The organism is Polynucleobacter sp. UB-Tiil-W10, from assembly GCF_018881605.1.
Lineage (GTDB): Bacteria > Pseudomonadota > Gammaproteobacteria > Burkholderiales > Burkholderiaceae > Polynucleobacter.
Window position 1 is genome coordinate 1,031,696 of sequence record NZ_JACVPZ010000001.1, and the last position, 20,037, is coordinate 1,051,732.

General features: G+C 45.5%; 20 protein-coding genes and 1 pseudogene. 12 read left to right on the plus strand and 9 right to left on the minus strand.

Annotated features, from left to right (window positions below):
- Position 1: 1 nt before the first annotated feature.
- The 4 genes from ICN33_RS05275 (at position 2) to ICN33_RS05290 (ending at position 4,744) form a co-directional block, all read left to right on the plus strand.
- Positions 2-2,125, plus strand: a complete 2,124-nt coding sequence (locus ICN33_RS05275) for a xanthine dehydrogenase family protein molybdopterin-binding subunit (RefSeq protein ID WP_216195119.1) — start codon at positions 2-4, stop codon at positions 2,123-2,125.
- A gap of 81 nt (positions 2,126-2,206) precedes the next feature.
- Positions 2,207-3,442 (plus strand): bifunctional glutamate N-acetyltransferase/amino-acid acetyltransferase ArgJ, encoded by a 1,236-nt coding sequence (gene argJ, locus ICN33_RS05280; RefSeq protein WP_216195121.1) that lies wholly within the window; start codon positions 2,207-2,209, stop codon positions 3,440-3,442.
- A gap of 15 nt (positions 3,443-3,457) precedes the next feature.
- Complete coding sequence (locus ICN33_RS05285) at positions 3,458-4,315, plus strand: ATP-binding protein (protein ID WP_216195122.1); 858 nt, start codon at positions 3,458-3,460, stop codon at positions 4,313-4,315.
- 12 nt (positions 4,316-4,327) lie between these two features.
- Entirely contained in the window at positions 4,328-4,744 is a 417-nt protein-coding gene (locus ICN33_RS05290) for an NUDIX domain-containing protein (protein WP_216195124.1), read from the plus strand.
- Here the strand turns inward: ICN33_RS05290 and zapD are convergent.
- From zapD to ICN33_RS05315, 5 genes are all read right to left on the minus strand, one after another.
- A complete protein-coding gene (gene zapD, locus ICN33_RS05295; protein WP_216195126.1) occupies positions 4,741-5,493 on the minus strand; it encodes a cell division protein ZapD in 753 nt (250 codons plus the stop codon). The genes ICN33_RS05290 and zapD overlap by 4 nt on opposite strands.
- An 11-nt stretch (positions 5,494-5,504) precedes the next feature.
- Entirely contained in the window at positions 5,505-6,191 is a 687-nt protein-coding gene (gene coaE / locus ICN33_RS05300; protein ID WP_216859646.1) for a dephospho-CoA kinase, read from the minus strand.
- 83 nt (positions 6,192-6,274) lie between these two features.
- The gene (locus ICN33_RS05305) at positions 6,275-7,321 is read right to left on the minus strand and encodes a type II secretion system F family protein (RefSeq protein ID WP_216195129.1); all 1,047 of its coding nucleotides are present in this window, start codon (positions 7,319-7,321) and stop codon (positions 6,275-6,277) included.
- On the minus strand, positions 7,312-8,391 hold the full coding sequence (locus ICN33_RS05310) for a GspE/PulE family protein (RefSeq protein WP_216195131.1): 1,080 nt from the start codon (positions 8,389-8,391) through the stop codon (positions 7,312-7,314). The genes ICN33_RS05305 and ICN33_RS05310 overlap by 10 nt, the downstream gene beginning before the upstream one ends.
- Positions 8,388-9,680, minus strand: coding sequence for an HlyC/CorC family transporter (locus tag ICN33_RS05315; RefSeq protein ID WP_216195133.1), 1,293 nt, complete (start codon positions 9,678-9,680; stop codon positions 8,388-8,390). The genes ICN33_RS05310 and ICN33_RS05315 overlap by 4 nt, the downstream gene beginning before the upstream one ends.
- A gap of 118 nt (positions 9,681-9,798) precedes the next feature.
- On the opposite strand from ICN33_RS05315, the gene ICN33_RS05320 reads away from it, so the two are divergent.
- Entirely contained in the window at positions 9,799-10,311 is a 513-nt protein-coding gene (locus ICN33_RS05320) for a methylated-DNA--[protein]-cysteine S-methyltransferase (RefSeq protein ID WP_216195135.1), read from the plus strand.
- A 2-nt stretch (positions 10,312-10,313) separates the two neighbouring features.
- On the opposite strand, the gene ICN33_RS05325 is transcribed toward ICN33_RS05320, so the two are convergent.
- On the minus strand, positions 10,314-11,276 hold the full coding sequence (locus ICN33_RS05325; RefSeq protein ID WP_216195137.1) for a phytoene/squalene synthase family protein: 963 nt from the start codon (positions 11,274-11,276) through the stop codon (positions 10,314-10,316).
- 130 nt (positions 11,277-11,406) lie between these two features.
- On the opposite strand from ICN33_RS05325, the gene ICN33_RS05330 reads away from it, so the two are divergent.
- Entirely contained in the window at positions 11,407-12,822 is a 1,416-nt protein-coding gene (locus ICN33_RS05330) for a sodium:solute symporter family protein (RefSeq protein ID WP_216195139.1), read from the plus strand.
- A gap of 105 nt (positions 12,823-12,927) precedes the next feature.
- Positions 12,928-13,947: a 2-dehydropantoate 2-reductase gene (locus ICN33_RS05335; RefSeq protein WP_216195141.1), complete on the plus strand. Its 1,020-nt coding sequence runs from the start codon at positions 12,928-12,930 to the stop codon at positions 13,945-13,947.
- Between the two features lie 104 nt (positions 13,948-14,051).
- On the opposite strand, the gene ICN33_RS05340 is transcribed toward ICN33_RS05335, so the two are convergent.
- On the minus strand, positions 14,052-14,819 hold the full coding sequence (locus ICN33_RS05340) for a fumarylacetoacetate hydrolase family protein (protein WP_216195143.1): 768 nt from the start codon (positions 14,817-14,819) through the stop codon (positions 14,052-14,054).
- A gap of 56 nt (positions 14,820-14,875) precedes the next feature.
- Here ICN33_RS05340 and ICN33_RS05345 point away from each other — a divergent pair, with 56 nt between their 5' ends.
- Positions 14,876-15,811, plus strand: coding sequence for a reductase (locus tag ICN33_RS05345; RefSeq protein WP_216195145.1), 936 nt, complete (start codon positions 14,876-14,878; stop codon positions 15,809-15,811).
- Here ICN33_RS05345 and ICN33_RS05350 read toward each other — a convergent pair.
- Positions 15,808-16,812, minus strand: a complete 1,005-nt coding sequence (locus ICN33_RS05350) for a polyprenyl synthetase family protein (protein WP_216195147.1) — start codon at positions 16,810-16,812, stop codon at positions 15,808-15,810. The genes ICN33_RS05345 and ICN33_RS05350 overlap by 4 nt on opposite strands.
- Before the next feature lie 75 nt (positions 16,813-16,887).
- Between ICN33_RS05350 and rplU the strand changes: the two genes are divergently transcribed.
- The 4 genes and pseudogenes from rplU to proB all read left to right on the plus strand — a co-directional run.
- Positions 16,888-17,199: a 50S ribosomal protein L21 gene (gene rplU / locus ICN33_RS05355; protein WP_011902040.1), complete on the plus strand. Its 312-nt coding sequence runs from the start codon at positions 16,888-16,890 to the stop codon at positions 17,197-17,199.
- A 19-nt stretch (positions 17,200-17,218) separates the two neighbouring features.
- On the plus strand, positions 17,219-17,479 hold the full coding sequence (rpmA, locus tag ICN33_RS05360) for a 50S ribosomal protein L27 (protein ID WP_087908492.1): 261 nt from the start codon (positions 17,219-17,221) through the stop codon (positions 17,477-17,479).
- Between the two features lie 87 nt (positions 17,480-17,566).
- Positions 17,567-18,655, plus strand: a complete 1,089-nt coding sequence (obgE, locus tag ICN33_RS05365; RefSeq protein ID WP_216195149.1) for a GTPase ObgE — start codon at positions 17,567-17,569, stop codon at positions 18,653-18,655.
- A 21-nt stretch (positions 18,656-18,676) separates the two neighbouring features.
- Positions 18,677-19,450: pseudogene (gene proB / locus ICN33_RS05370) on the plus strand (glutamate 5-kinase); the annotation flags it as partial.
- Between the two features lie 19 nt (positions 19,451-19,469).
- On the opposite strand, the gene ICN33_RS05375 reads toward proB, so the two are convergent.
- Positions 19,470-20,036: a CNP1-like family protein gene (locus ICN33_RS05375; protein WP_216195153.1), complete on the minus strand. Its 567-nt coding sequence runs from the start codon at positions 20,034-20,036 to the stop codon at positions 19,470-19,472.
- Between the last annotated feature and the right edge of the window lies 1 nt (position 20,037).

The window sequence follows — 20,037 nt, forward strand, 5'->3', positions numbered from 1 at the left end:
AATGAAAAATCAATCTTTAAAAAATAGCAGTCGCCGTCAATTTATTCAGCAAAGTTCTGCATTGACTGGTGCACTAGTTGTTGGGATGTACCTTCCCCTAACAAGTCAAGCAGCTGTTGGCGATGCCGCTATGCCAGTTTTGGCTAATGCTTGGATACAAATCTCTCCCAATAATCAAATAACTTTAATTTGTGCACGCTCAGAGATGGGGCAGGACGTATATACCTCCTTGCCAGCATTGCTAGCTGAGGAATTAAATTTGCCCCTCTCTATGATTCAGGTTGAGATTGCTGGAGTAGCTCCTGTTTATATCAATACGATGTTAGGTGGTCAAATTACCGGCGGTTCAACTTCAGTTCGCGAAGCTTTTGATAAGTTACGAACTGCTGGCGCTGCAACTCGTGCCGTCCTGGTGCAGGCTGCAGCTCAACGTTGGAATGTTGCTGCAGCCAACTGTAGGGCAATGAATGGGAAAGTAATGCATTCGAGTGGTAAGTCAGCCACTTATGGCGAACTGGCTGCAGATGCTGCTAAGTTACCTCTTCCAGAAAAGCCAGCACTAAAGTCTCCTGCGAATTTTATGGTGATTGGCAAAGAAACAATGCGTCGTTTGGATACGCCAAGTAAAGTTGCTGGCAAAGCGGTTTATGGAATTGATGTGAAGATTCCGGGAATGGCGATTGCATCTTTAGCACAATGCCCTGTTATAGGAGGCGTACCTACATCCTTTGATGCTTCCGCTGCAATGAAAATATCTGGAGTAATTAAAGTTGTCCAGATTTCTGATGGTGTCGCGGTATTGGCTAAAGATTTTTATGCGGCGCGCAAGGGTAGAGATGCGCTGAAGATTGCCTGGAATGAAGGTTCCAATGTGAACCTGAACAATGCTGTTGTTCGGAAGTCATTGGAAGAGGGTTTATCTAAAAAAGGCGCTGTGATTAAAACGGTTGGCAATCCTAATGCTGTCTTTGCTAATGGTAAGCCACTTAGCGCCCAATATTTTTTGCCGTATTTGGCTCACTCCACAATGGAGCCTGTGAACTGTTCTGCAGATGTATCTAATAGCAAATGCAAAATCATTGGACCAATTCAGTTCCAACAAGGTGGGCAAGCAGTCGCTGCAGCGGCAGCCGGTGTTAAGCTGGAAGATGTCACGATTGAGACAACCTTCTTAGGTGGTGGATTTGGTCGTAAATTGGAGCTGGACTTCATTCGTCAGGCTGCAGAAATTTCTAAAGCGGCTGGAATGCCGGTGAAGATGCTATGGACCAAGGAGGATGACATTACTCATGACTTCTACCGTCCAATGAGTATTCATAACGTAGAGGGTGTCTTGGGGGCTGATGGCCAATTGACTTCTTTAAAGGCCAAAATGGTTTCCCAATCAGTGACTGCACGAGCCTTCCCTGGCTTTGTGAAAGATGGTTTTGATCCATTCATGGTTGAGGGTTCCAACAATATTACTTACGAAATACCCAATCTAGAAATCACCAACGTGATTACTGATACCGGACTTCGAGTGGGCTATTGGCGTTCAGTTAGTAATGCACTCAATGCATTTGCAATTGAGAGTTTTGTGGATGAAGCAGCCAAAGCTGCTGGCAAAGATCCTGTTGCATATCGGATGGCATCTTTAAGTAAACACCCTCGTGCAAAAGCTGTCCTTGAGTTGGCGGTGAAAAAGTCTGGATACGTTCCTGGCAGTAAGCGTTTTGGTGTAGCGCAGATGGAGTGTTATGACACTTATTCTGCTTGCATACTTGAATTGGATCCTACGGCCAAAGATACTAAAGTTAAGAAAATTACTTTTGTTTCTGACTGTGGAATTACGGTACATCCTGACCAGGCGAGAGCTCAACTTACTGGCGGCGTGATTTATGGCTTGAGCGCAGCTTTAAGCAATGAAATTACGATTGAGAATGGCCGAGTTCAGCAGACTAACTTCAATAGCTACCCTAGTTTGCGACAGAATCAAGTACCTGTAGTTGAGGTACATTTGGTGCCAAGTCAAGAGAAACCGGGTGGCTTGGGTGAGGTTGGCGTGCCTTTAGTAGCCCCAGCCCTAGTAAATGCAATCGCTGCGGCAACTGGCAAGCGGATCCGGGAACTGCCAATTAAGGCATAGTCCTTGTAACAAGTGGCCACTCAACAAAGCGCGCTTAGAAGGCGCGCTTTGTTTTTGAGCCTCATCTACAATTGTCAAATCATGACAGTTAACTTACCTCTCCCCCAAAAAGCCGAACTCAAGCCTGTTAAAGGCTTTGAAATGGGCATTGCTGAAGCTGGAATTAAAAAGGCAAATCGTAAAGATGTATTGGTAATGACTTTGGCTCCTGGTTCCCAGGTGGCTGGTGTTTTCACCTTGAACCGTTTCTGCGCTGCCCCTGTGCAAGTTTGCCGTGAGCATTTAGCGCAAGAAGGCCGCAATGGTGAAATTCGGGCTCTGGTAGTCAATACCGGTAATGCCAATGCTGGGACTGGTGAGTCTGGCATGAAGCATGCCTTGGAAACCTGTGCAGCACTAGCTAAAGATCTCCATCTTCATCCAGAGCAGATTTTGCCTTTCTCAACGGGCGTGATTCTGGAGCCGCTTCCGATCGAAAAAATCATTAATGCATTGCCTAAGGCAGTAGCTAACCTAGGCGAGGACAACTGGCTTGATGCGGCTGAAGCGATCATGACTACCGATACGCAGCCTAAAGCAACTTCAATGACAGTAGACACGCCTGTAGGAAAAGTAACTATCACTGGTATCTGCAAAGGCGCTGGCATGATTCACCCAAACATGGCAACCATGCTCGGGTTCATAGCGACTGATGCTGGTTTTGCTCCGGGACTCTTGGGTAATCTAACTCGTGAGATCGCTGACCTCTCATTTAATGCCATCACTATTGATGGTGATACTTCAACCAATGACTCTTTCATCATTATGGCGACGGGTCAGTCTGCAGCACTAATTAATTCAGTAAGCGATCCTAGCTATGCTGTCTTGCGGGATGCACTAATTGTTCTAGCTAGAAAGTTGGCGCAAATGATTGTGCGTGATGGCGAAGGCGCAACTAAATTTATGACGATTGAGGTTCTTGGTGGCAAGACCCTTGAAGAATGCCGCTTAGTCGCCAAGGCGGTTGCACATTCACCTTTGGTAAAAACAGCCTTCTTTGCTAGTGACCCTAACTTAGGACGTATTCTTGCGGCGATTGGCTATGCAGGCATTACAGATTTAGATGTAAACCATGTGCAAATGTGGTTAGGTGATGTGTGGGTTGTTAAGAATGGTGGGCGCAATCCTGACTATCAAGAAGTTGATGGCCAGCGAGTAATGCAAGCCCCAGAGATCACCATCAAGATTGACTTGGGTCGTGGCAACGCAACTCACACCATGTGGACTTGTGATTTGTCACATGACTACGTCTCTATTAACGCAGATTACCGCTCATAAAAGACCGCTAGAAATATGAATGAAAAATTGGACCGTCTTTTAGACCACCTTGATACTTTTTTGCCAAAGCCGTTAACGGAAGAGCAATGGAAGTCATCAACAGCATTTAGATGGCGTCGTCGCGATAGTATTTTTGGCAGCATTGGATTCTTGCAGCCAGTAAAGCATGTGTCCGATATCACTTTCGAAGATTTGCAGAATATTGATCGTCAGCGCGATGCGATACGCAATAACACTAAAAACTTTATCCAGAAAAAGCCGGCAAATAATATTTTGCTGACGGGTGCCAGGGGAACAGGTAAGTCTTCTCTCATTAAGGCTAGCTTGCATGAGTTCGCGGGTCAGGGCTTACGTTTAGTTGAGGTTGAAAAAGAACAATTGGCTGATTTGGCTGACATTACTGAGCTTTTGGCTGAACGCCCGGAGCGCTTCATCATTTTTTGTGATGATTTGTCGTTTGAGGACGGCGAGTCTGGGTACAAAGCGATGAAATCAGCCTTGGATGGCTCAGTTTCTGCCCAAGTCGACAATATTTTGATTTACGCGACATCTAATCGCCGTCATTTATTGCCAGAGTACATGAAGGATAACGAGAGCTATGTTCATAACGACGATGGAGAAATTCATCCTGGCGAAGTAGTTGAAGAGAAGATCTCTTTATCGGAGCGCTTTGGTCTTTGGTTGTCTTTTTATCCACCAAAACAAGATGAGTATTTAGCAATCGTCGCACATTGGTTGCAGCATTTTGGATTAAGTGCCTCACAAATTGACGCGGCGCGTGCAGAAGCTTTGGTATGGGCTTTGGAGCGTGGCTCACGTTCGGGTCGCGTTGCTTGGCAATTTGCTAAGCACTGGGCTGGATCAAAGTCTTAAGTTAATTTGCTAATGAGTGAAATTAATCGCCCGATTACTGTTGTTGCGGCAGGAATATTAATTGATTCTGAAGGGCGCTATCTTCTCGGGCAAAGACCTGAAGGCAAGCCTTACGCTGGTTACTGGGAAGTGCCAGGTGGAAAAGTTGAAAAAGGGGAGACCGTTTTTCAGGCGCTTCAACGAGAACTGCAAGAAGAACTTGGCATTGATATTCGCACTAGTGAAGAGTTAACCGTCCTTGAGCATGACTATCCACACGCATATGTTCGTCTATATGTAAGCATTATTAGGGATTGGTCGGGTACCCCTAGAGGTTGTGAAGGGCAGGCCCTATCTTGGGAATCGATAACTTCAGAATCGCCTAGCGTGGAACCTTTGCTACCAGCCGCATGGCCAATGCTGGAGTGCCTTAGAAGGTCTTTAAGTTAAAGCTGGCAGAGAGTGAGTTTGAACGGAACATCGGCATTCACTAGCTGTGCTTTTTTATCTCGCTCAGACCTTAAGAAGCGCACGGAGAGTAAATATTTGTTGGCGCTAATTTCTGAAAATAAAGCGTCATCTTCGACAGCGATCCGCATTAACTGGTAAACCTTTCCAGAGGGTGCTTGCTGAAAAGATCCGTTGTGTGCGACTACATCCTTAGCTTCGCCGGATTGACGAAGCAGTCTTAAAAATAACTGACATGCTTCATGCCATGGCAAGAGTGGGGCGACAAATTTTTCCAGTAACCCACGACGTTCTTGTGTGGGGCTATTTTTCCAGGCGTGATAGCTCGGCAAATCAATCGGGCTAGTGCCGCCCGGAATATTTAATCTGGTACGAATGGCATTTAACCATTCACTCTCAGTAATGGCAGAGTTAGGCCTGCCTGCAGATTGATTGATGCCACTAGCAACGGCATCAATTTCAGAAAGAGTTTGTGTGAGCGCTTCTTGATCAACTTTTTGTGATGACTTCAAACCATTGAGCGCATATTTTTGACGTTCAAATTCTTTGAGTAAAAGAGATTTGATATCACCACGAGCGCCAATATCACCAAGATCGAACAAGATGGAGATGGCATTGTGATGTAACTCAGGATCATCAGAGCGGACAAAGTGATTGAAGCGGGCGAACAAATACTCCAGCCGAAGCATGCTTCGAACTAATTCATTGAAGGGGTATTCATAGACAATCACAAGCCCATATTCTATGACGAACTGGTGCGATCTTTCTGATTCTGTAGGATTTTTTGGTGCAACTCTAAAACTCGGGCTTGTAAGTCGGCTAAGCTGCCTTGGTTTTCAATGACCACATTCGCATGGGCAATCCGCTCCTGTCTGTTGGCTTGAGCCTTAAGGATTCTTTCAACTTCATTTCGGGGTAATTTGCTGCGGTGCATCACTCGCTCAATTTGGACTTCCTCTGGACAGTCCACCACTACCAGGTCATCCAGGAGGGATAGCCAGTTCCCAGACTCAATTAGCAGGGGTACTACAAAAACCAGATAAGGAACCTTTGCATTGATCAGTTCCATTGCCTGCCGTATGGTTTCTTCCCGAATAAGGGGGTGGGTAATTGTCTCCAATGCTTTTCTCGCCTCGGGGTCGGCAAACACTAGGCTACGCATCTTCGTTCTATCTAGCGCCCCGCTAGAGTCAATAAATTCTGGACCAAACCGCTCTTGAATCAAAGGAATTGCTGCTCCATTTGGGGCGGTGATTTGATGGGCAATGAGATCTGTATCAATAATGCCAGCACCCAATTGCGCAAGAAGATCGCTGACAGCGGTTTTCCCTGAGCCAATGCCCCCAGTAAGACCCACAAAGGGCACATGCCCTTTTAGACTGTCTAGGCTAGCTTGTTTTGCAGAGGGGGTTGTAGGGTCTATGGCCATAACAACTCAATGATGCCAGTAATAGCAAGAAAATGGTTACCAGACAAAGGATTCTGACCTAATCGAGAATATACCAATACCCATTAAACAATTTGTCCTAGATTAAAGATGGGGAGGTACAAGATGATGACTAGACTTCCAATAATGAGCCCGACAATAATAATTAATAGGGGCTCTAAGCTTTGACTTAAGGTGTTGAGTCGATTGCTTAATTGAGACCCCAATATCGATGCGCGTCTTTGAAGCATTTCAGCAAGTGCACCACTTTCTGATGCAATTCGTAATAGTTGTAATGTCTCAAGATCAAATAGCAAGCGCTTGGGATCAGCTCTCACTATCGCATCTCCAAGCGACCAGCCGCGGGTCAGGTGTTTGAATATTTCAGCACTAAAATCATGGCTGAGCCAGTGGTTGGATGATTGTGCAGTGACTCTAAGGGCGTCTGGAAGGGGTAAGCCAGACTTCAGGAGATGACCCAGTGTTCGGCACCAGTAGGTAAGAGTTGCTAACCTCAGTAGTTGGCCAACTATAGGAACAGTAAAACTCATTCGATCACAATATTTTTGTAGCCCAGGAAGTTTTATCCATGCAAGACTAAAGAGTCCGGCAAGGATGGCTAAGGTTATAGTTATTTCAACAGAGAGTTCTTCAAACCAGGACGATGCTTGAATCAACGCTTTAGTTGGCGCTGGTAGCTCTGCTTGAAAATGAGCAAAAACATCCTTAAAGACTGGCACAACCCAGATCATCATGACGATAACGAGGAGGCAAGAGCTGGCTAAGGTAATGATCGGGTAGCTCATCGCTTGTTGGATCTTTCGACGCAACTCAATTTGGTCTTCGAGTTGCTGGCAAATAGTCTTCAGAGCTAAATTGAAGTCGCCAGTTCGTTCGCTAACACGAATGAGATTAATGAACTCCATTGAGAATAGATTTTTTTCGGACCGCAAGCATTGAGAAAAACTTTCCCCTCTTTTGAGTTGCTTATAAATGTCACTAATCCAAATCAGCCAACTTTTAGGGGCAGTTGAATAAATCAGCTCAATTGCATTTAGGAGGGGTAGGCCCGCCTCTAATAGCGTTAAAAGTTGCTCGGCAAAATGGAGTTGGTCCTGTTTGCTTAATGCCATGCGCCTACTTCTGCATCCAGAGAGGTCTGATTGATAAGGCCTGCTTTTATATGAATCAACCCTGCATCTCGCATGCTGATGTGTGAAGTAGATAAGTTAAATAGATGACTCTTGCTTAACACCTCATGGACACCAATGCGTCCAAAGTAACCACTTCCTTTGCACGCTGGGCATTGGTGCTTGGCTATTGCTTTCTCCGCAAGGCATTGATGACAAGTTTTGCGCACTAAACGCTGTGAGCTAACGCTTAGGAGGCATGATGCAATAGACTCCTGATCCACCCCTAGGTTTATAAGTCTGGGAACTGCTCCACGAGCATTTCGGGTGTGTAATGTGCTGAGCACTAGATGGCCAGTTTGCGCTGCTTGAATAGCCAGCTGAGCTGTAGCGGTGTCTCGTATTTCCCCGATCATGATGACATCAGGATCTTGTCTAAGTAGGGCGCGAATGATCGTCGAAAAATCCAAACCCGCTCTAGGGTGATATGCAACCTGGTTGACTCCCGCCAGACGAATTTCAATGGGATCCTCAATGGAGCAAAGGTTACGATGATCTTGATTAAGTTGATGAAGGCAACTGTAGAGTGTGCGAGTCTTGCCGCACCCTGTTGGTCCTGTCACCAAGATAAGTCCATTGGGTTGAGAAAGTGCCCGCTGGAATATCTCCAATTGGTTTGAGAGGAGGCCAATCTCACAAAGATCAAGATCATCAACGCAACTTGGCAATATACGAATAACAGCTTTCTCTCCATGCAGGGTCGGCAGAATCGAAACTCGGCAATCAATATTGGGTTTGGAAAAATCATGGCCTATGGAAAGGCGACCATCTTGCGGGAGCCGTTTTTCTGCAATATCTAAGCGTGCAAGAACTTTGATACGTGTGATGAGGCGATCATGAAGCTCAATAGGGTAGTGCGACTGCTTTTGCAAAAGGCCGTCTACCCGAATGCGGACGACTGTAGCCAGCGTCCCAGCTTCTATGTGGATATCACTTGCTCTTGCATCTAGGGCATGTACGGCGATTTCATACCAGGTGCGAATGATTAGTGAGTCATCAGCAACAACGCTCAATCTGTTTCTTGAGCCAGCGTAGCGGGGCGATATAGCCTCACTGTTTTTACCCCATGCTCATTAAACTGAACGATTTCCATCACAATTCCAGCAATACGAATGCTCACATCATGATCAGGAATGGCCTCGAGTTTTTCAAGAATGAGGCCATTCAGTGTACGCGGTCCATCTAAGGGGAGATTCAGATTGAGTAGTCGATTGAGGTCTCGTAGGGACGCACTACCCGTTGCTAGATATGTGCCATCATCAAGCCAGCGGGGATCCGTAGAGAGATTCGAGAAAGAGGTAGTAAATTCGCCGATGAGTTCTTCAACAATATCTTCAAAGGTCACTAAGCCAAGAACTTCACCATACTCATTCACCACTAGGCTTAAGCGTTGTTGGTTATCTTGAAAAAATTGCATTTGCTGTAGAACGGGCGTACCACTTGGGATGAAATAAGGTTCATTGAGCAAAGATCTAAAATCTTCGTGCTTTAGATCGGTATCACCCAATAAGGACAACGCTTTCTTGACTGAGAGAATGCCGACAATGCGTTCAGAATCACCGTCGCAGACTGGCAATTTGTTGTGATAGCAAGTTTCCAGTTGTTCAACTACTTCATCAATGGGCCTCGATAGATCCAAAACCTCAATTTTGGATCTCGGTGTCATCACATCATCAACAGTAATATTTTCTAGGTTAAATAAGTTGAGCAGAATGTTGCGGTGATGATTGGAGACAAAGCGGTTTGATTCTAAAACCAGGCTACGTAACTCTTCTTTGCTCATAGCCCTACTATCAGAAGAAGATTGCAAGCCAGATACCTTCATCAAGCCAGACACGAAACTATTGATAAACCAAAGCAAGGGTTTAAGCGCAAAAGTAAGCGGCAAAATAAACCAGCCCACATTGGAGGCAATCTTCTCAGGGAATGCAGCACCAATTACCTTGGGGGTAATCTCGCTAAAGATGATGATGAGTAGGGCAACTACCAAAGTAGCAATTGAAAGGACAAGGCCGCTGTCACCAAAAATATGCAGGGCAATACCCGTTACCAGAATAGGCAGTACTGTATTGATCAGGTTGTTAGAAATTAGTAGAACTGATAACAAGGAATCAATGCGTTTTAAGAGTCTTTCAGCAAGTGCTGCGCCTGCGTTACCTCCGTTAGCCATTGCGCGCAGGCGATGACGATTGGAGGACAGCATGCTGGTTTCTGCCATCGAGAAAAAGCCAGAGAGTGCTAGTAAAAATAGGACTAGAGCAACTTGACCATAAAGGGGCCAATCGTCAAAAAAAGTGTCCATTAGGTATGCCTGAAAAAAGTAAGGATGAGTCAATATAGCAAAGTGGCATTTGGTCGGCTATAGCTATGGAATAAAGCCCTGTCATCTCCCCTTTGCATATGTGTAAGAATGACCTGATATGGCTTCCTCAATATCACCATTGAACCTCAATAGCGCTAACTACTGTGTTGTTGCGGCGCCTTTTGGCTGTCTGGGCATTGGGACTGAATTGGTGGAGGGTAGCTTGATGCTTTCCAGGATTGACTACTTACCCGCAAATACGGCTTTAATCGTTCCGCAGAATCAGTTGGCCAAAGAGGTTGCACGACAGTGCAAGGCGTACTTTAAGGATCCTCATTGGCAATTTGACTTGCCTACTAAACCGGCGGGCACTGAGCATCAGAGAAAAGTGTGGACCAGCATTCAAGACATACCTACTGGTAAAACAAAAACTTACGGTGAGTTGGCCAAACAAATTAATAGTGGGGCGCGGGCGGTGGGGACCGCATGTGGCGCCAATCCCTACCCCTTAATCGCCCCTTGTCATCGAGTTGTATCTGCCCAAGGGCTTGGGGGTTTCATGAAGGAAAACTCACCTGGCTTGTATCGCCAAATTAAGATCTGGCTTTTAAAGCATGAAGGCGCTTTATAACTTTATTTAGTCAGTGATTTACTGCCGAGATAGAAAAAAGCCTTCATCAGAAAATCGGTTTTAACCGCCCACTTTGTAAAGCCATAGAAACTCATTACAGTCTTCCTGGAAAGCTTTACTTCATTCTTATCGTCAAATTCTTTTCGATTGGCAATCCTGGCAAGAGTCATGACTGCCAAGCCAAATGCTAAAAAACAAAATCGCCGTATACCCTGCTCTTGTTTGGGAATCAACAAAATGTACTGTAGGGAGTCTTGTAGTTTTTGATAAGCAATCTTTAGAAGATCTGCTTGGCTTACATTAGTTGGCTTCCACGACACCCCGCGCGCCTTATCTTCCGGTGAGTCCTTGAGAATATTGGTCATTTGTAGCGCCTGTCCAAATGCAATTGCTAAATCCTCATGCCCTGCTATTTGTGCTTGAAAGGCGGGCGAATGGTTGGCAAAGATGGTTGTTAGTAGCTCGCCAACTACTCCAGCAACTACATAACAATATTCTTCAAACTCAGCGAGGTTTTGCAGGCCTGCTTGATTTTGCTTGCCATGAAAATAAGACATTCCTTCAGACATGATAGAAACGCAGCGACTGACTGCCTCTTGATCATTGCTTGAGCAAGTATGCAAAATGCGTAGAACAGTTGGCGTATGAGCAATTAAATCTAGCTCATCTTGATTGTTGTAATTCTTAAGTGCATCCAAGCAAGGTTGAACAAAAGTTTCAACAGGAGCCTTTTCTAGTACCGCATCCAAAAATAGCGCTGAGAGTGATTGCTTGGTTTGTGCACTTAAGTCTGCTGCATCCTCAATCGTGTCGATAATGCGGCAGAGCAAATAGGTATTTCCAACTACTTTTTCGATGCTGGGAGATAAGAGTGGAATGGTGAGGGCGAAGGTCCGTGATACGGATCCCAGAATGGCTTTTTGGTATGCCAGGTCCGCGGATGGGTTTGACGAGTGGCTTTGCATTGGGGATCTCACTCTTGAATTATGTCAGACCGATGCGCATGTTGAGGTGCTCCAAGCTGGTTCCTTTTGGAAAGTGTCAAAAATGACATGGCCATATAATTTCATCCAATTTCTGAAGGAGCATTGAGGCGTGCTTATTTGGTTCGTCATTATCTACTGGGTTATTTCCGTTGGCATTGGCTTATGGGCAGCTCTGCGAGTCAAAAATACTGCTGACTTTGCGGCAGCAGGCCATAGCCTGCCCTTGCCAATTGTGACCGCCACTGTATTTGCTACCTGGTTTGGCTCTGAAACTGTATTAGGTATTCCAGCAACTTTTCTAAAAGAGGGTTTAGGGGGTGTAGTTTCCGACCCTTTTGGCTCTTCACTTTGTTTGATTTTGGTGGGCCTGTTCTTTGCACGCCATCTTTATAACCGCCGCATGTTGACGATTGGCGACTTCTTTCGTGAGAAGTATGGTCGAACGGTAGAGGTTTTGGTAACCCTATGCATTGTGGTTTCTTATTTAGGTTGGGTCGCAGCCCAAATTAAAGCCTTAGGTCTCGTATTTAACGTAGTGTCTGAGGGAAGTATTTCTCAGACGGGCGGAATGTTAATTGGTGCAGGTAGCGTGCTGATTTACACCTTATTTGGCGGCATGTGGTCAGTTGCGATTACCGATTTTATTCAGATGATCATTATTGTGATTGGTATGCTGTATATCGGTGGAGAAATGACGGCGCAGACTGGTGGTATTGGCGTTGTAATTGAGCATGCGTCTGCAGCAGGTCAATTCAGTAACTTCTGGCCGGATATGAATTTGGCTTCGATCTTGGGGTTTGTTGCCGCCCTGTGTACCATGATGCTCGGCTCGATTCCGCAGCAAGATGTATTCCAACGCATTACCTCATCAAAGAACGTCAATATTGCCGTCCAAGCGGCTTTACTGGGTGGGGTACTTTATTTTATTTTTGCTTTTGTTCCGATGTATTTGGCTTACTCGGCGACATTAATTAGTCCTGATTTAGTGAAGCAGTATCTTTCTACGGATCCGCAGATGATTTTGCCTAAACTCATTCTGAATCACGCACCATTAATTGCACAGGTGATGTTCTTTGGCGCCTTACTCTCAGCCATCAAGAGTTGTGCCAGTGCAACTTTATTGGCGCCATCGGTAACTTTTGCTGAAAATATTGTTCGAGGCTTTTTTAAACATTTGTCCGATCATGATTTACTCAAAGTCATGCGTATTACGGTTTTATGTTTTGCGGTGGTGGTAACTTTCTTTGCGGTGAATTCTGAGCTGTCTATTTTTAAGATGGTGGAGAGCGCCTACAAAGTGACTCTGGTCGCCGCATTTGTCCCGTTGGCATTCGGGGTGTATTGGTCAAGAGCCAACTCCTTGGGAGGATTGCTATCCGTAGTCGGAGGCTTAACTATTTGGATCAGCTGTGAGATTTTGGCTCCGAATGCTATTTTGCCGCCTCAATTGGCTGGTTTATTTGCCAGTATTGCGGGAATGATTTTAGGTAGCTTGGTGCCAAAAGATGCATTAAAAGCAGTTTAGAGGGTAATTCGCTTAAAAATGATGCAAATAAGAATATATTGCACCGCAAAATTTTCTCCTCTAATATGACAGTAATTCAAAATTTTTTGTTCTTATGGAGTTCTTATGAAAATCTGTGTGATCGGCGGGGGTGGCGCAATTGGCGGCTACTTAGCTGTCATGTTGGCACGAGCGGGCAATGAAGTAACTGTTGTTGCGCGTGGTGCAACTTTGGCTGCAATTAAAGAGCGTGGTCTTGCTTTGATTATGGATGACCAACCAGAACCTTTGGTTGCTCAAGTTAAAGCGGTAGAAAAAATTCGCGACGCTGAGACTCCTGATGTTGTTATTCTCGCGGTGAAGGCTCATCAAGTTGAGCCGATCATTGATGATTTGGCAGCCATCATGGGCCCCGAAACCATTTTGATCCCAATGCAAAACGGAATTCCTTGGTGGTATTTCCAAAAGTTGGGCGGCGAGTATCAAGATCATTCAGTAGAAACAGTCGATGCTGGCGGTATTGCGAAGAACGCAATTAATCCAAACAACATTATTGGCTGCGTAGTCTATCCGGCAACCTTTACTCAAGCACCTGGCGTGATTCGTCACGTTGAAGGTAATCGCTTCCCATTGGGTGAATTGGATGGCAAAACCTCTGAGCGTATTCAGAAGATATCCGAGATGATGGGCGCAGCTGGATTCAAGTCTCCTATTTTGGATGACATCCGCTCAGAAATCTGGCTCAAGCTTTGGGGCAATATGACTTTTAACCCAATCAGCTCCCTAACACATGGCACCTTGGAAGGCATTTGCCAATATCCATTGACCAAAGAATTAGCGCGCAACATGATGGCTGAAGCTCAGACCATTGCCGAAAAGTTGGGCGTTACTTTTCGCGTTGACATTGAGCGCCGCATCGCTGGCGCTGAAAAAGTTGGTAAGCACAAAACTTCTATGTTGCAAGACTTAGAAGCTGGTCGTAGCCTAGAGATCGATGCTTTGTTAGGCTCAGTCATTGAGCTTGGTAAGATTACTCAAACGCCAACACCTTGCTTAAATACCGTATTTGCTTTGACTAAATACTTAGATGAAAATGTTCAAGCATCTAAAGGCAGCCTTGCGTTGCCATCGGTATCTGGTTACTAATTCGGAAATCAGAAAAAGCTAATAGAAGATTGGAAATAAATCTTTAGCAATAAAAAACCCTTGCTATGTAAAGTAGCAAGGGTTTTGTTTTATGTGAATCTAAATTACTCGAAGCGATTATCGAGGCGTCCTACACCATCAATGATGATACTGACATTGCTGCCAGGTTTCATCGAGCCAACGCCCACTGAAGTGCCGCAAGCAATAATGTCGCCAGCCTCAAGTGGTACGTCTTGAGAAATCAAGCTGACGAGTTTTGCTGGCGAGAAAATCATATCCGCAATAGGATAGTTTTGACGCTCTTGATCATTGAGTATTGTCTTGATTGTTAGCTTGCTCGGATCTACATCGGTGGTGATGTAAGGGCCGAATACTCCAAAGGTATTAAAACTCTTAGAGCGTGTCCATTGAGCGTAACCGGGGTCACGATTGAGGATTTCAATGGCGGTAACATCATTGATGCAGGTGTAACCAAATATAGCTTTAGCTGCTTCTAACTCATCGACCTCATGACAACGCTTGCCAATCACAATGCCAAGCTCCCCTTCATAAACTACTTTTCCGGAATAGGACTTGGGTGTACGAATCACTTGGTTTGCTGCCAAGAAAGAATTATTCCCTTTCAGGAAATAGAGAGGTTCGGCGGGTACAGCATGCTCAAGCTTGGTTACCAATGCATGAAAGTTGTCAACCATAGCAACCATCTTGGAAGGAGTGCATGGGATATCAATCGTTACATCGGCTAGCTTGATGGATTCACCGGTGGCTTGAGGTCCTTGAAATAAATCACCCTCATACACCGAGATTTGATCGCCCTGTACTTGCCCTAAACCACTTTTTCCTTGATGCTGAAATCTAAGCCACTGAGCCATAATAAGTTCCTATGAATTTAAATATTTGATATGCAACATCTTACAGGGATGATTTGATGGCTAAGACTTCTGAGCTCATATTTGCACCAGAACAGGATCAGCCGGTTCGTTATATTGAACGTACCCGCAGTTACTACTTGGGTTTGGGCTATGAGAGCCCTTATGTATGGGCTCACTATATTGATGTGCCATTTACCCCGCCGAGAAAGCCACTAACTCAGTCCGTATTGGGTTTAGTGACCACAGCCGTTCCATATGATTCTGATAAAGGGGCTCAAGGCCAAGGCGCACCCTATAACGCTTCAGCAAAGTTTTATCAGCCATACCAGCAATCTATTGATGGAAATAATGATCTGCGAATTGCTCATGTTGGTATTGATCGAAAAAATGCCAACATGGAAGATATCAATTGTTGGTTTCCATTGGCCGCTGGAAGACGAGCGCTTGCAGCCGGAAGGCTAAAAGCAATTTCTCCTCATTTTTACGGCTTGCCTACCAATCGGAGTCAGCGCCACACATTAGAGATTGATGCCCCTCGTATTTTAGAAATGTTGATAGCTGACGGTGTGGATGTAGCGGTATTAATTCCGAACTGTCCGATATGTCATCAGAGTCAAAGTTTATTAGCGCGTTATTTGGAGGCTGCAGGCATCTCCACTGTGGTGATGGGTGCTGCTAAAGATATTGTTGAATATTGTGGAGTACCGCGACTTCTATTTAGTGACTTTCCATTGGGTAATGCAGCTGCAAAACCGAATGATGTGTCTTCGCAGGATTTAAATTTTGAGTTGGCTATGCGACTTTTAGAATCAGCTCCCGCTCCACGCACGACAGTTCAATCACCATTGCAATGGTCGGTTGACCCATCATGGAAATTAGATTATTCCAATCTAGAGCAGCTATCTTCACAGGAAATTGCACGATTGCGTGAAGAGGTAGAGCGGGTGCGAATGACTGCACGGGAACTCAGAGTCAATACCTTGGGAACTTAAGTTTGTCTTGTGAGGGAATACGCGCACAGGGCTTGTAGTGCAGTGCTGGCCTCGTTTACTGGGAAATCTTTTAGACAGGTTAAGGCTAGGTCGGCTTCACGTTTAGCCACAGCTTGCGTGTAATCTAGGGCGCCAGAGTTTTGTACGCCAGCAAGAATTTGTGCAAACACATCATCTGGTAAATCTTGATTTTGCTCAATTGCTGCACGCACCAGAAGACGCTCTTCGCTACTGCCATTTTCTAGCAAGTAAATCAGCGGGAGCGTAGGCTTACCTTCGCGTAAATCATCACCAGCATTTTTCCCCATTTGTTCCGCGTTAGCGGTGTAGTCCAGCAAGTCATCCATGAGCTGAAAAGCGGTGCCAATGTGACGTCCAAATGCAGCAGCTTGTTCGCGTTGCGCGTCGGTAGTATTAGCCAGAATGGCGCCCAATTCAGTAGAAGCTTCAAAAAGTTTGGCTGTTTTATAGCGAATTACTTGTAAGTAACTGGCTTCATCCACTTCTGGGTCATTCATATTTAGAAGCTGCAACACTTCGCCTTCAGCAATCGTATTGGTCGCATCTGACAAAATTTGCATAATTCGAAGATCATTTGGGCCAACCATCATTTGGAAGGCTCTGGAATATAGGAAGTCACCAACCAAAACGCTCGCAGCATTGCCAAAAGCAGCATTGGCCGTCTCCCGACCCCGTCTGAGAGTGGATTCATCAACAACATCATCATGAAGTAGGGTGGCTGTGTGGATAAATTCGACTACAGCCGACATTTCTAAGGTATGGGGCGTTGCTTTGCCGTTTGCCAAGGCTTTGGCCACCAGCATCAATAGGGCGGGTCTGACCCGCTTTCCTCCAGCTTGGATGATATAGGTCGAGATTTGGTCAATTAAGGCGACTTTTGAGGCTAAACGCTGACGGATAACCTCGTCTAAGGCCTTGAAATCTAAGGCAATTGGGGCCAGAATTTGGCTTAAGTCATTGATTTTGACAGTGCTCGTCATGCAAGATATAATAATGGGCTTAGCTGATCCAGGGTGGATTAGCTTAAATGTAGATATTAATTGAGGTTTCAAACCATGTACGCGGTCATAAAAACCGGTGGCAAACAGTATAAAGTTGCTGCAGGCGAAAAATTGAAAATAGAACAGATACCAGCGGAAATCGGCAGCGAAATCACTCTTGACCAAGTCCTCGCCGTTGGCGAAGGCGCTTCACTGAAATTAGGTGATCCATTGGTTAATGGTGCAGCTGTGATGGCCACTGTCGTCTCCCAGGGACGTCACGATAAAGTGACAATCTTTAAGATGCGCCGTCGCAAGCATTATCAAAAGCACCAAGGCCATCGTCAGAATTTCACTGAAATTTTGATCAACACGATAAAAGCCTAATTCAGGGTAGGAGAAAGATATGGCACAGAAAAAAGGCGGCGGCTCAACACGAAATGGTCGCGACTCAGAATCGAAACGCTTAGGCGTTAAGGTATTTGGCGGCGAGCAAATCAATGCTGGCAGCATCATCATTCGTCAACGTGGTACACGTGTTCATCCGGGTGCAAACGTTGGTATTGGTAAGGATCACACATTGTTTGCCTTAATTGACGGACAAGTGGAATTCGGCGTTAAGGGTGCTTTGAAGAAGGCCCAAGTTTCAGTCTTGCCTCGTTCATAAGGCGCCTGACTGAGACACGTTTGATTCAGATTTATTCCGAATTTAACTCTTAGGAACAGGCCTCGCTAAGCGAGGCCTTTTTTATTCATGAAATTTATAGACGAAGCACGTATTGAAGTGATTGCCGGGCAAGGTGGTGCCGGAAGCGCCTCTATGCGCCGAGAAAAGTTCATTGAATTTGGCGGACCTGATGGTGGCGACGGCGGCAAGGGTGGTAGCGTCTGGGCAATAGCTGATCGCAACATCAATACCCTGATTGATTACCGTTACGCAAAAACACACACTGCGAAAAATGGTGAGCCTGGTCGTGGCGCAGATTGTTATGGTCGCGCAGGCGACGATATTGAATTGCGGATGCCGGTTGGCACGATCATTGCTGACTATGAGACTGGCGAGCCAATTGCCGACTTAACTACCCATGGCGAACGTCTTTGTTTGGCGCAGGGTGGCGTTGGTGGTTGGGGCAACATTCACTTTAAGAGCAGCACGAATAGAGCACCACGTCAAAAGACGAATGGTAAAGAAGGTGAGCGTCGCAAGCTTAAGCTCGAATTAAAGGTCTTGGCTGATGTTGGATTGCTAGGCATGCCTAATGCGGGTAAATCTACCTTGATTACTGCTGTATCAAATGCGCGTCCGAAGATTGCTGACTATCCCTTTACAACCCTGCATCCTAATTTGGGTGTTGTGCGTGTTGGGGCTGAGCGTAGTTTTGTGATTGCCGATATTCCAGGATTAATTGAGGGAGCCGCAGAAGGTGCTGGCCTAGGCCATCGTTTCTTAAGGCACTTACAGCGTACTGGGGTACTTTTGCATTTGGTAGACATCGCACCATTTGATGAGAATATTGATCCCGTCGCTGATGCTGTGGCAATCGTAAATGAATTGCGTAAGTACGATGAAGCGTTGGTCGAGAAACCGCGTTGGCTAGTCTTGAACAAAGTGGACATGATTCCTGAAGAGGATCGCAAGAAAGTAGTTGCAGACTTTATCAAGCGTTTTAAGTGGAAGGGTCCAGTCTTTGAGATCTCAGCCTTAACAGGATTGGGTTGCGACAAGCTTTGCTATTCTCTGCAAGATTATTTAGATTCTGTACGTCGCGATCGAGATGATGCTGATGAGCGTGCTCAAGACCCTCGTTATCAAGATCAGCCAGAAGATAAAAAACCAGATTAAATATTCAATTTCCATTGCGCTATGAATGCTAAAAACCCCCAACGGATTGTTGTCAAAGTAGGCTCTAGCCTAGTTACCAATAATGGTGAAGGCTTAGATCATGCTGCGATCGCAATGTGGGCCGAGCAAATGGCAAGCCTTTTAAAAGCTGGCTATGAGGTATTAATGGTGAGCTCAGGAGCAATTGCTGAAGGTATGCAGCGTTTGGGCTGGTCAAAGCGTCCCCAAGACATTCATCAGCTACAAGCTGCTGCTGCCGTAGGTCAAATGGGCCTGGTACAGGTTTATGAAAGTTGTTTTGCGCGCTTCAATCTGCGTAGCGCCCAGATCTTGCTGACAAATGCAGATTTAGCGGATGTAGAGCGAAATGCTAATGCAATGGCTACCTTGGATACTTTATTAAAGCTAGGTGTTGTACCGATTATTAATGAGAATGACACCGTGGTAACTGATGAAATTAAGTTCGGTGACAACGATAGCCTAGCTGCTTTGGTAACGAATTTAATTCATGCAGATTTCTTGGTGATATTGACTGATCAAGGCGGTTTATTTACCGCAGATCCACGTCATAATCCGAATGCAACACTGCTCCCCGATGCCATTGCCGGCGATCCTGCTTTAGAGAAAATGGCTGGCGGTGCCGCTAGTGAGCTTAGCAAGGGTGGAATGCTTACCAAAGTGTTGGCTGCCAAGATTGCCGTAAAAACTGGTGCCACCACCGTAATTGCTTCTGGTCGTGAACCTAATGTTCTGACCCGTTTGATGGCGGGTGAAAAGATTGGTACCCGCTTAGTCCCAGCTTCAAAGTAATTTTTTAATAAATTATCCCGAATGAGTTACTGGGTTTTGTACCGCCTGTAAACGCATTTGGATTGAGGGATTTCAAAACATTGTTAATATTTTTTTCTTGATTATTAAAGTTGCAGAAAGCGCCTTGCGCTAGTGCTGCTTGATAGCGGTTCGGGACATTGGTTTGGATATTGCGCCAAGTCGACAAGGGATTCTCTTTCCATGCGCCATTTTCTAAGGTGCCGTACAAGCGCCACTGAAATGAATCGCAGCGAATTCCTTCGTATTGGGTTTGCACACTACCGTTTGGACTTGTTAGCGCCACAATATATCGGGTTACCCCATCTGCACCAATGAGTATCGAGTCTGTATCCACGGAAAATTTAAAAATAGTGCGTTCAGATACATAAAAGGGTATTAGGGTTGCTTGATTCGGTGGGTTAAGTGGCATCGTAGTTGTGCCCTCTTTGAACACCATGGGTGCAAATGGATCTAGTCCGCTTTGTAGCGGGTCTCCAGCGCAGGCGGCTAAACAGGCAGCAAAGATAAGGCAGTTTAGGTAGAGAGCAAGCCTGCAGGATATTTTTTTCATT